Source organism: Desulfonatronospira sp. MSAO_Bac3 (genome assembly GCF_003838035.1).
Taxonomy (GTDB): Bacteria; Desulfobacterota; Desulfovibrionia; order Desulfovibrionales; family Desulfonatronovibrionaceae; genus Desulfonatronospira; species Desulfonatronospira thiodismutans.
Window position 1 is genome coordinate 39,362 of the sequence record NZ_QYZY01000234.1, and the last position, 11,756, is coordinate 51,117.

14 protein-coding genes are annotated in these 11,756 nt (G+C 52.7%); 12 read left to right on the top strand and 2 right to left on the bottom strand.

Annotation, left to right across the window (positions count from 1 at the left end):
• The first annotated feature begins 3 nt into the window (after positions 1–3).
• The 4 genes from dsrK to dsrP are packed head-to-tail and all read left to right on the top strand — an operon-like array spanning position 4 to position 3,930.
• Positions 4–1,620 (top strand): sulfate reduction electron transfer complex DsrMKJOP subunit DsrK, encoded by a 1,617-nt coding sequence (gene dsrK, locus D5S03_RS08100; RefSeq protein ID WP_008871022.1) that lies wholly within the window; start codon positions 4–6, stop codon positions 1,618–1,620.
• Entirely contained in the window at positions 1,620–1,991 is a 372-nt protein-coding gene (dsrJ, locus tag D5S03_RS08105) for a sulfate reduction electron transfer complex DsrMKJOP subunit DsrJ (RefSeq protein WP_008871021.1), read from the top strand. The genes dsrK and dsrJ overlap by 1 nt, the downstream gene beginning before the upstream one ends.
• 12 nt (positions 1,992–2,003) lie before the next feature.
• Positions 2,004–2,759 (top strand): sulfate reduction electron transfer complex DsrMKJOP subunit DsrO, encoded by a 756-nt coding sequence (gene dsrO, locus D5S03_RS08110; protein ID WP_008871020.1) that lies wholly within the window; start codon positions 2,004–2,006, stop codon positions 2,757–2,759.
• Between the two features lie 10 nt (positions 2,760–2,769).
• A complete protein-coding gene (gene dsrP, locus D5S03_RS08115) occupies positions 2,770–3,930 on the top strand; it encodes a sulfate reduction electron transfer complex DsrMKJOP subunit DsrP (RefSeq protein ID WP_008871019.1) in 1,161 nt (386 codons plus the stop codon).
• Between the two features lie 218 nt (positions 3,931–4,148).
• On the opposite strand, the gene D5S03_RS08120 is transcribed toward dsrP, so the two are convergent.
• Positions 4,149–4,733 (bottom strand): VOC family protein, encoded by a 585-nt coding sequence (locus D5S03_RS08120; RefSeq protein ID WP_287043397.1) that lies wholly within the window; start codon positions 4,731–4,733, stop codon positions 4,149–4,151.
• 133 nt (positions 4,734–4,866) lie between these two features.
• Between D5S03_RS08120 and D5S03_RS08125 the strand changes: the two genes are divergently transcribed.
• From D5S03_RS08125 to D5S03_RS08160, 8 genes are all read left to right on the top strand, one after another.
• Positions 4,867–5,055 carry a ferredoxin gene (locus D5S03_RS08125; protein ID WP_008871017.1) on the top strand — a complete coding sequence of 63 codons (189 nt, stop codon included), beginning with the start codon at positions 4,867–4,869 and terminating at the stop codon, positions 5,053–5,055.
• 197 nt (positions 5,056–5,252) lie between these two features.
• Positions 5,253–5,978: a YkgJ family cysteine cluster protein gene (locus D5S03_RS08130; RefSeq protein WP_008871016.1), complete on the top strand. Its 726-nt coding sequence runs from the start codon at positions 5,253–5,255 to the stop codon at positions 5,976–5,978.
• Between the two features lie 3 nt (positions 5,979–5,981).
• On the top strand, positions 5,982–6,341 hold the full coding sequence (locus D5S03_RS08135) for a hypothetical protein (RefSeq protein ID WP_008871015.1): 360 nt from the start codon (positions 5,982–5,984) through the stop codon (positions 6,339–6,341).
• Between the two features lie 30 nt (positions 6,342–6,371).
• A complete protein-coding gene (locus D5S03_RS08140; RefSeq protein WP_008871014.1) occupies positions 6,372–6,989 on the top strand; it encodes a tetratricopeptide repeat protein in 618 nt (205 codons plus the stop codon).
• 252 nt (positions 6,990–7,241) lie between these two features.
• Entirely contained in the window at positions 7,242–8,555 is a 1,314-nt protein-coding gene (gene dsrA, locus D5S03_RS08145) for a dissimilatory-type sulfite reductase subunit alpha (protein WP_287043398.1), read from the top strand.
• Between the two features lie 11 nt (positions 8,556–8,566).
• The gene (gene dsrB / locus D5S03_RS08150; RefSeq protein ID WP_008871012.1) at positions 8,567–9,730 is read left to right on the top strand and encodes a dissimilatory-type sulfite reductase subunit beta; all 1,164 of its coding nucleotides are present in this window, start codon (positions 8,567–8,569) and stop codon (positions 9,728–9,730) included.
• 66 nt (positions 9,731–9,796) lie between these two features.
• On the top strand, positions 9,797–10,027 hold the full coding sequence (locus D5S03_RS08155; protein ID WP_008871011.1) for a dissimilatory sulfite reductase D family protein: 231 nt from the start codon (positions 9,797–9,799) through the stop codon (positions 10,025–10,027).
• A gap of 42 nt (positions 10,028–10,069) precedes the next feature.
• Positions 10,070–11,503, top strand: a complete 1,434-nt coding sequence (locus D5S03_RS08160) for a cobyrinic acid a,c-diamide synthase CobB (RefSeq protein WP_287043399.1) — start codon at positions 10,070–10,072, stop codon at positions 11,501–11,503.
• 45 nt (positions 11,504–11,548) lie between these two features.
• Here D5S03_RS08160 and D5S03_RS08165 read toward each other — a convergent pair.
• On the bottom strand, positions 11,549–11,756 hold a 208-nt coding region (locus D5S03_RS08165; protein ID WP_287043400.1), incomplete at its 5' end, for a hypothetical protein.

Below are 11,756 nucleotides of genomic sequence, written 5' to 3' on the forward strand. Positions count from 1 at the left end.
ATAATGGCTACACCAAAACCGGATGTACTGTACAGAAATATCAGTCACCATCCGCCTGAGCTGGACTGGATGGATGTACCTCTGGAAATAAAGCCGGGCAGGTACTGTTACGCAGCTGATCCTTCCGCGCTGGAAGCGGTGGGCATGCCCAATGCCAGGAGCTGGAATCCTACTGACGAAGACTGGAAGCTGCCTGAGAACTGGAAGGAAACTTTTCTGGAGGGTATGAAGGACAGGCTGGAGAGGTTTCGGTCTTTCAAAGTGTTCATGGATATATGCGTGCGCTGCGGAGCCTGCGCCGACAAGTGCCATTTCTTCATCGGCTCCGGAGATCCCAAGAATATGCCTGTGCTTAGGGCTGAGCTCCTGCGTTCGGTATACCGCGGCGAGATGACCAAAGCCGGCCAGATCCTGGGACGCATGGCCGGAGGACGCGAACTCAATGAAAAGGTCTTAAAGGAAATCTGGTATTATTATTACCAGTGTACCGAGTGCAGGCGCTGTTCTGTTTACTGCCCATACGGCATTGACCAGGCCGAGATCACCATTATCGGCCGGGAGCTCTTGAATCTGCTGGGACTCCAGCTGGACTGGATCGGCAAGCCTGTGGCCAACTGCAACCGCCTGGGCAACCATCTGGGACTGCCGCCGCACACCTTCAAGGATAACATCGACTTTCTGTGCGATGATATCGAGGAGGCAACCGGGATCAAGCCTGAGCCCACTTTCAATAAGAAAGGCGCGGACATACTCTTCATCACTCCTTCCGGGGACGTGTTCGCAGAACCCGGTATTTTTACCTGCATGGGTTACCTGGTGCTTTTTCACTACCTGCAGGAAGAATACGGCCTGGACATCACCTGGAGCACCTATGCCTCGGAAGGCGGCAACTTCGGCTTTTTCACCTCCCATGAGATGATGAAAAAGCTAAACGCCAAGATGTATCACGAGGCGGAGCGCCTGGGCGTGAAATGGATCCTGGGCGGCGAGTGCGGACATATGTGGCGTGTACTGCATCAATATATGGACACCATGAACGGTCCTCCGGAATTTCTGGATGTGCCTGTTTCACCCATCACCGGGACCAGGTTCGATCACGCCGCTTCCACCAAGATGATCCACATCGTGGAATTCGTGGCGGACCTTATCAAGCACAAGAAGCTTCCCATAGATAAGACCCGCAACGATCATCTCAAGGTCACCTTCCACGATTCCTGCAACCCTTCGCGCGGCATGGGTTTTCTGGAAGAACCAAGATATGTCCTCAACAATATCTGTAACAACTTCTACGAGATGCCCGAGGGCACCATCAAGGAGCAGACCTTCTGTTGCGGTGCCGGATCAGGGCTCAACCCCGGGGAAAACGAAGAACTCAGGATGATGGGTGGCCTGCCCAGGGCCAACGCTGTCAAGTTTGTGCGCGACAGGAAGGGAGTCAATACCCTGGCCAATGTATGCGCCATTGACAGGGCTACGCTCAGCGCCTCCATGGATTACTGGGTGCCGGATGTAACAGTTTGCGGGGTGCATGAGCTGCTGGCCAACGCCTTGATTCTGCCCGGGGAGGATCGTCAGACCGACCTGCGGGGTGAACCTTTGCCTGGTAAGGAGGATGAATAATGTACGATGCCAATAAGATCATTCCGGGGCTGATCATATTCGCCCTGTTTATGACCTTTCCCTTCTGGTACAATCTCGGGGCTGACGCCTATTCCACTCCGGAACTGGAACTCCCGGAAGATTATGAAAAGTGCATAGAGAGCACGGAGTTCATGCGTGCCGAGCACATGAACATGCTCGATGAATGGCGCGACCTCTACGTACGCGACGGGTACCAGGAATACTGGAGTGAGCTCAAGCAGGAAAGCTATCCCATGAGCCTGACCAAAACCTGCATGGATTGTCACAGCGACAAGGAGAAGTTTTGCGACCGCTGCCATGATGCCACAGCGGTGGATCCTTATTGCTGGGACTGCCACATCGAGCCTTAGGGGGGAAACATAATGAAAAACAGCAGAAGAAAATTCATCAAGATTGCGGGTATGGCTGCACTGGGTTGGAGCATCTGCCCCTCCCTGGCCGGAGCCAGGTCCGGGCCCAGGCAGAGTGAAAACAGGCTCAGGGCGGATCGCTGGGCTATGGTAATAGACTCAGAAAAGCTTAATGATGAAATCATGGACAAGTGCATAGAGGCCTGCCACAAGCTGCACAATGTGCCTGAGATTCCAAATGATCAAAATATAAAGTGGATCTGGAAGGAACCTTTCTACAATCTGTTCAGTGATCAGTCCCATGGTTATCTCAAAGATAAGAAAAGCCTGCCTTTTCTTACCCTCTGCAACCATTGCGACAATCCACCGTGTGTGCGGGTATGTCCCACACAGGCCACTTTCTCCCGGGATGACGGGATTGTCCTCATGGACTTTCACCGCTGCATAGGCTGCCGTTTCTGCATGGCGGGCTGCCCTTACGGTTCCAGGAGCTTTAATTATTACGACCCCAGAAAATTTCTGGATGATGACGAACTGGACCATGACTATCCAACCAGGGAAATGGGAGTCGTGGAAAAGTGTGAATTTTGTGCCCATCTTGTGGATCAAGGGGAGATGCCAGCCTGTGTTGAGGCATCCGAGGGGGCCATTCTTTTCGGGGATTTGAACGACCCCAATTCAGACGTGCGCAAGGTTTTGCAGGAAAGATATTCTCTGCTACGCAAACCCAAACTGGGCACTGACCCACAAGTCTATTATCTAATTTAAGGGGTGTAAAATGCTCGAGAAAGCAATAAAAGGAAGCGCTTTATACTGGATATGGCTGCTGGTATTGCTGGCGGTCATTGGAGTGGGTTTCGGGGCCTACCTGCAACAGCTGGATCAGGGCCTCTCGGTGACCGCCCTGAACCGGGACATCTCCTGGGGACTGTACATTGCCCAGTTGACCTTCCTGGTTGGAGTCGCCGCCTCGGCGGTCATGATGGTCATCCCCATGTATCTGCATAATCACAAGGCTTTCGCACGGATGCTCATTCTGGGTGAGTTCATGGCCGTGGCCACCATTATCATGTGCCTGCTTTTTGTAGTGGTGGACCTGGGCCAGCCCCAGAGGTTGTGGAACGTTGTCCTTTATCCCACTCCCAGTTCGGTACTTTTCTGGGATATGGTAGTGCTCAACGGATATCTGTTCTTAAACATTCTTATCGGCTGGGTGACTCTGCAGGCCGAGCGCAAGCGTGTCGGACCTCCCAGGTGGATCAAGCCTTTTATCTATCTGTCCATACCCTGGGCCATAAGCATACATACGGTAACGGCCTTTCTGTATGCCGGTCTGCCCGGCCGCGACTTCTGGCTGACAGCCTCCATGGCTCCGTCCTTTCTGGCCTCGGCTTTTGCCGCTGGACCGGCCCTCTTAATTCTGCTGGCCTTTGCCGTGAAAATCTTTGCCAAATGGGATCCGGGGCGGGAAGCCATCCAGTCCCTGGCCAAGATTGTTACCTATGCCCTGGCCGCCTATCTGTTTCTCATCGGATGTAAGATATTCACAGCGGCATACAGCATGGTCCCGGACAAGCTGGCCCACTGGGAATATCTCTATTTCGGTCTTGAAGGACATACCATGCTGTCTGTCTTCATGTGGGTGTCCACAGCAGCCGGGGTTTCAGCCCTGCTGATTCTGCTCTTTCCCAAAAACCGGCAGGCTGAAAACATTCTGGCCTTTGCCTGTGTCCTGGTGCTCATCAGTACCTGGATCGAAAAGGGTATGGGGCTTATTACAGCTGGCTTTGTCCCCACCCCCATGAAGGAAGTCCTTACCTATGCACCCACAGGTCCGGAGATACTTATTACTCTGGGCATCTATGGCATAGGCTTTTTGATTATCACTGTCCTCTGGAAAGTGGGTATAGGGGTGCGCAAGGAAATTGAGGCCACCTGACTTGACCCGGACTTCAGACTGATTAGATAGACAAATGAGCCGGCACCAGTGCCGGCTCATTTGTCTTGCAAAAACGACAAGGCACGCCTGCAAAAAGTATTTCTGCCAGGCCGGTAGCGTGGCAGAGAAGAACAGGCAGGTTGCTTATAGGCTGATCTTTGACAGTTGATATTCGTCCCTGGAGCTGTTTCTGCCGGTGAGGGCAGGGGCCTGGTGTTCTACCACCTGTTTTTTTTGCTTCGCAGTTCACTGCCTTCTCCAGGATAGATTTTCTGCTCCTGGGGCAAGGTAGGCTCGCTTACTTCAGGCCAGACATCCGGCATAGGATCAGGGCCTTTAAGGGCTTCCACATCAGGATCGCTGTCCTGCATCCTGGGGTTTCGCCGCAGGTCAAATTCCGGGTTGGCCCAGGAGAATTCGATGGGAATATTGTTGGGGTCAAATGAATACAGGGAATAAATAAAACCATGGTCCAGGATTTCCGAGACCCAGATATCGGCGGCCTTGAGGCGGTCGTAGATCTGCCACATATCTTCCAGAGTTTCTACCTCCAGGGCCAGGTGATCGAAGCCGAAAGGACCTTGAACCGGTACCCCGTGGTCTTTTTCAGGAATAGGCTGGACATGGTTCCACTCAAAAAAAAGCAGCATGTCCCTGGGGCCGATTTCAAAAAAATACTGGCGGTAACCGGGCCTGCCCAGTCCGGCAATGAGGCGCAGCCCCACTAGATCGCGCCAGAATCTGATGGTGGCATTCAAGTCCCCGGTGGCCAGGGCGATATGGTTGATTCCCTTGTATCTCATTGGCAATCCTTGAAAAAAATATATTGAAAATCCAGCTTGACATCGCTTTGTTATTTTGACTAACTCCCATTTTACTTTGTTTCAAGGTTCAATTTAGTCACTATTGTTAAACTAATTAAATCGGAGGTTTATTATGTCTTACCTGGTAACTGTAGATGTGGAAAAATGCAACGGCGACGGTGAATGTGTTGACGTATGTCCCGTTGAAGTATTCGAGCTCAAGGACGGCAAGGCTGATCCCGTGAACATGGAAGAGTGCCTGGGCTGTGAGTCCTGTGTGGAAGTCTGTGAAGAGGGCGCTATTACCGTAACAGAGCAGTAATCTTGCTTTTGCGCAGATGATAAGAAGGGGAGGGCCTTGGCCCTCCCCTTCTTTTTTGTCCTGTGTCCGGCAGGGTGCTGAAGTTTTTTTTACACCCGTGAGGTGATTAAAATTTGATTAAGATTGACAGTTGTGAACAGAAAAAAAAGATACTATAAAGGTCCTGTATCTGTAGAGAACTGGTATCAGGAGGAACCATGAATTCAGGCATAGATTTAAGCCCTTATTTTTCAAGATATGAGCAATTGATGCAGGGCGTTGACAGTATATTTCACAAGATGAAGGGGGATTTCCCGGGCGAGGTGCGCTGCGATGACGGCTGCACGGATTGCTGTTATGCCCTTTTTGACCTGTCCCTGGTGGAGGCCCTGTATCTGAACCACAGGTTTCAGGAGCTGGACACCAGCTTGAGGAACATGGTCCTGGTGGAAGCAGACAAGGCTGACCGCAGGACCCACAAGATAAAAAAGCAGCTCTTCAAGGAACATGAAGGCGGGGCCTCTGAGGAAGAGATTCTGAAAAAGGCGGGTAAAGAAAGAGTTCAGTGCCCTCTTCTGATGGAAGGCAAGTGCATTCTTTACGAATCCAGGCCGCTGACCTGTCGTCTTTACGGGCTGCCCATGAAAATAGGAGAAAATACTGTCTCCTGCTCCATGTCCAGGTTTGAGCCGGGAGTACAGTATCCTACAGTGGATATGCACAAGCTGCATGAGCAGTTATTGCACTTGAGCCAGGAACTGGCCAAAGGCATAGGGACTAAGTATGTTGAACTGCATACTGTCCTGGTGCCTGTTTCCATGGCCCTGCTTACCGAGTATGACCGGGAATACCTGGGGGTTGAGGCTGCACAGAATTCATGCGAAACAACTTCCAAAGATCAGAAAGGACCCACCCGGGAATGGGTGCTGGGATCCGGAGAGTAGTTCATGAGCGAGGAAAACAGACAGGAACAGGACAGGCACAAAAAAGCCATATACGATTCACTGGCCCCGCGCAGGAAAAAATTCATCGACAGGATAGGCTATGATCGCTGGGATCCTTTTCAGGAACCCAAAAATCCCATCGAGATCAGGCGTGACGGGACCCAGAGGACCAGCAAGGAACTTATGCGCATGTTTCTGCATGAACGCCCGCCCAGGGAGTACAGCAATTCCTATGGTCAGGGTGTTCTGGAAATGTGCATGGGCATCATTAATGACGAGGACAGGATCCGGGCCATGTACGAGTTTTCCCTGTGGTACAGCGAGCTTCTCAAGAGGGAAAACAAGGAATACAAGGAAAGGTAGTCCTGCAAAAATATTTTACCAGGAGCATATATGACTCAAAGCAGCATTGAAGAAAAGATCCAGGAACTAAAAGCCAGACTGGCCAAGAATCCCGAGTGCGGGGTGACCAACTACAATTTAGGAGTGCATTACATGGCCCTGCGTGACTTTGAGACCGCCAGGCAGTATCTGCAGGAGGCCATCCGCAAATCTCCCGACCTGGCCGAGGCTTATGTACAGCTTGGCGGTATAGCCATGAACGAAGGTGACCTGGATGGTTGTTTCAGTTACAATGAAATGGCCAGCAAAATCAGGCACCGCTTTGCTGTGCCGCACGGCAACATGGGGTTTGTCCACCTGCAGCGCGGCGACGTGGACAAGGCCATTGCCTCCCTGAAGCGGGCCATTTCCTTTGATCCCCAGTTTGTGCAGGCCCATGCAACCCTGGGCAATGCCTATTATATGCAGGGGGATCTGGAAGGTTGCCTGCAGCAGTGCCAGAAGGCTGTTGATCTCGAGCCCAATTTCGGCCCGGCCTACAATACCATGGGCCTTGCCTGCATGGACAGGCAGGATTTTGAAGCGGCCAGTAAGTACTTCAAGAAGGCCCAGGAAACCGGCTATGAAGTAGCTCCCGAAATCTGGCAGGAGCTGGAACAGACGGGCTGATTCTCCAGGAGAGCCCTCATGGGGGTCAGGGATGGGGGGTATAACCGGCTAAATGGAAGAAATTGCTGAAATGCCGAATCCATGGCTCAGTTTGGAAATTACTATTGACATCAGACCTTCATTGTGGGAAAAATCACGAAATTCGGCTGCACGCAACGTCAGTCCAGTGGTTAAGCCGTCACCGTACCGGCTAACGAGGTGGGGCGGTTTTTATAAACAGGGTAGTAAACATAATCTTAAGGAGGATTTGCAATGCCTAAACATGAAACTCCTTTGCTGGATCAACTCGAAAGCGGCGCATGGCCGAGTTTCGTGGCTGATCTGAAAAGGCAGGCAGGGGCCAGGCAACAAAAGCAAAACGAGATTGAATTCCAGATCCCGGTGGATGTGGTGGACGATCTCCTGGGGCTTTTGGAGCTTTCCTATGTGGAAAAGGAAGTGCACTGGAAGCACGGCGGCATTGTCGGTGTCTTCGGGTACGGCGGCGGAGTCATCGGGCGCTACTGCGATCAGCCGGAAAAATTTCCCGGTGTTGCGCATTTTCATACCATGCGCGTCAACCAGCCTGCAGGCAAGTACTACAAAACCGATTATCTCCGCCAGCTCTGCGATCTGTGGGATTTCCGCGGCAGCGGCCTGACCAACATGCACGGCTCCACCGGGGACATTGTTCTTCTGGGAACCACCACTCCGCAGCTTGAAGAGATCTTTTACGAGCTCACCCACAAGATGGATCAGGATCTGGGCGGTTCCGGCTCCAACCTGCGCACCCCGGCCGCCTGTCTGGGCGAGTCCCGCTGCGAATGGGCCTGTTACGACACCCAGGAGCTGTGCTACCAGATGACCATGGAGTACCAGGACGAGCTGCACAGGCCCGCCTTTCCCTACAAGTTCAAATTCAAGTTCGACGGATGCCCCAATGGCTGCGTGGCCTCCATAGCCCGCGCTGATATGTCTTTTATCGGCACCTGGCGGGATGATATCCGCATCGATCAGGAGGCCGTGGCTGCTTACGTGGGCGGCGAGATCAAGCCCAACGGCGGCGCTCACGCCGGCAAGGACTGGGGTCCCTTCGACATCCAGAAGGAAGTCATTGATCTTTGCCCCACAAAGTGCATGTGGATGGAAGGCGGCAAGCTGAACATCAACGACCGGGAATGCACCCGCTGCATGCACTGCATCAACGTCATGCCCCGGGCACTGCGCATCGGCAATGACCGCGGCCTGAGCATCCTCTGCGGCGCCAAAGCCCCCATCCTGGATGGAGCACAGCTCGGCTCTCTGCTGGTGCCCTTCATGAAGGTTGATGAATCCTATGACGGAGTCAAGGAAGTAATCGAGAATATCTGGGATTGGTGGATGGAAGAAGGCAAGAACCGCGAAAGGCTGGGCGAGACCATGAAGCGCCAAGGCTTCCAGAAGCTGCTTGAAGTCACCGGCATTGATCCCGATCCCAGGCATGTCTCCGAGCCCAGGCACAATCCCTACATCTTCTGGAAAGAAGAAGAAGTGCCCGGCGGTTTTGAGCGCGACATCAACGATTACAGATCACGTCATCCGAAATAAGGAGGTAAGAAATGGCTTTTATTTCATCCGGATACAATCCAGACAAGCCGATGGAAGATCGCATTACCGACATCGGCCCCAGGCATTATTCAGAGTTTTTGCCTCCGGTAATCAAAAACAACAAAGGCAAATGGCTGTGGCATGAGATCCTGGAGCCAGGCGTACTCATGCACAAGGCTGAAAGTGGTGACGAGGTTTACACCGTGCGCTGCGGCTCTCCCCGCCTTATGGGTACAGAAACCCTGCGCGAGGCCCTGGAGATCGCAGACAAGCACTGTGACGGCTACCTGCGCTTCACTACCCGCAACAATATCGAGTTCATGGTGGACAGCAAGGACAAGGTCCAGCCCCTCAAGGACGACCTGCAAAGCCGCAAGCATGAAGGCGGCAGCTACAAGTTCCCCGTGGGCGGAACTGGTGCCGGCTTGACCAATATCGTTCATACTCAGGGATGGATTCACTGTCACACTCCGGCCTCGGACGCCTCCGGCACAGTCAAGGTAGTCATGGACGAGCTGTTCGAGGAATTTCAGCAGATGAGGTTCCCGGCTCAGCTGCGCATCTCCATGGCCTGCTGCCTGAACATGTGCGGTGCTGTGCACTGCTCGGATATCGCTATCCTGGGCTATCACCGCAAGCCGCCCATCATCGACCACAAAGAGGTGGAAAACCTCTGCGAGATTCCCCTGGCAGTAGCTGCATGTCCTACAGCGGCTATCCGCCCCGCCAAGACCACCATCACCGATGACCGCACCGGTGAGGAAAAGACAGTCAAGACCGTGGCCATCAAGAACGAGCGCTGCATGTTCTGCGGCAACTGCTACACCATGTGCCCGGCTCTGCCCCTGACCGACGCCGAAGGCGACGGACTGGTGATCATGGCCGGTGGAAAGGTATCCAACCGTATCAGTGAGCCCAAGTTCTCCAAGGTGGTTGTGGCCTTCATTCCCAACGAGACCCCGCGCTGGCCTTCATTGGCCAAGTGCATGCGCCAACTGGTGGACGCCTACGTCAAGGGTGCCAAAAAGTACGAGAGGTTCGGCGACTGGGCCGAGCGCATCGGCTGGGAGCGCTTCTTTGAAGTTACCGGTCTGGAATTCACCCATCATCTCATTGATGATTTCCGTGATCCGGCTTACTACACCTGGAGACAGACCACCAACTTCAAGTTCTAACTTGAATTACAGCAATGCCAGACGCCGCCCGATTAAGGGCGGCGTCTTAAACCAATAGGAGGCGAAATGGACAAAGAAGCTGCAAAACAGGAAATTATCAATTTTCTGGAGTCCAAGTCAGGATCAAAGACCAAGTTCTATTTCAATGACTTTACCAAGATTTTTCCGGATATGAAGGCCAGAGAAGTAAAGAAGCTCCTGAGCGAACTGGTTCAGGAAGAAAAGCTGGTTTACTGGTCCAGCGGCAGTACCACCATGTACGGCATGAAGGGAGCCGGCAAGACCGCAGAAGGCTAATTCAGAGTTTTTTGTTCATGTCTTACAGTGATTAATGGCCTTTTGCACCAGCAGAGTTTTCCCAGAATAACCATATCCGGCCTCAGGGGAGGCTCCGGAAAAACCATAATCAGCTTGGCCCTGACCTGGTTGTTTACACAGCAGGGCTTTAAAGTTAAAGCTTTCAAGAAGGGCCCGGATTATATAGACGCTAAGTGGCTTTCACTGGCCTCAGGTCAGCATGCGTCCAATCTGGACCCTTTTCTCTTTTCCACCTCGCGCATAAAATTCTTTTTTTCCTCCTTTGCCGGCACCCATGACCTGGCTGTTATTGAGGGCAACCGCGGCCTCTTTGACGGCATGGACACCCGGGGGTCGTGCTCTACTTCCGAGCTGGCCAGGATTCTTGAGTCACCGGTGCTTCTGGTTCTGGACTGCACCAAGGTCACCAGGACCACTGCGGCCATTGTCCAGGGCTGCGCCATGTTCGAGGAGAACCTGGATCTGGCAGGAGTAATCCTTAACCAGACTGCAGGGGCCAGGCACAGAGACATTACCCGGCGAAGTATAGAAAAGTATACTGATGTACCTGTTCTGGGCGCACTGCCCAAGCTTAAAGACACTCCCATTCCGGAAAGACATATGGGGCTTATCTCCAGCCAGGAGTACCAGGGACAGGACGAGATATTCAGGGCCCTGGGCAAAGTGGTCCAGGACAATATCGATGTTGAACTGGTCCTGAACATCGCCGGTTCTGCACCAGCCTGCACCAAGACACAGAATCATGTCCAGGAGATTTCATCAGATCCACTCAAGGAAGAAGCCGTCATCGGAGTGGTCCGGGACAGGGCGCTGTGGTTCTACTATCAGGAAAACCTGGATGCCCTCAGGCAGCAGGGGGCGAAACTGGTGGAACTGAGCCTGCTCACCCCTGAAGACTGGCCCCGGATACACGGGCTTTATCTGGGAGGAGGTTTTCCCGAGACATCCGCCCGGGAGCTTTCAGTCAATGTAGTTGCCAGGCAAAAAGTAAAGGATCTGGCTGACCAGGGCCTGCCCATCTATGCCGAATGCGGCGGCTTCATGTACCTGGCCGAAAGTCTTCACTATGAAGGGGAGGATTTCGACATGGCCGGGGTGTTCAATGTCCAGACCAGGGTGTATAAAAAACCCCAGGGGCACGGGTATATCCGCGCAGGCATCATTGAGCCCAATCCTTTCTATACCACCGGCGATACCATTGTAGGCCACGAGTTTCATTATTCCAGGTGCCTCTCTCTGTCTCCTGAGGCCAGGTTCTGCATGCGCATGGAGCGCGGCACCGGCATGGCCGGCTACAAGGACGGCCTTCTGTACAGAAATGTCCTGGCAGGATATGCCCACGTGCATGCCTTCAGTGTTGAGAACTGGGCGGTCAACTTCGTCCGTGCGGCCGGGATATTCAGGGAGCATGTCGACAAGAGCACCGGTCCCTGTCCGGATATTGTCTGCAAGTGACTTACTCCTGAAACCATGTCATAAAAAACAAGAAATTGGTATCAGTTAATAGTTAATTGTTAATTGTTGAAGAACAAACTCATAAGGCGGGCATTGCCCGCAACCCAATAAATAAAAGAGTTTTTTGACAGGATTGACAGGATTAAGAGATGGATTAAGAGAAAAATCATTTTGTCCTGGCCGGAAGCCAGGCCAAAAGGTTATCCTGTCAATCCTGTTAATCCTGTCTAAGTTTCTTGTTTTTTGTGACATG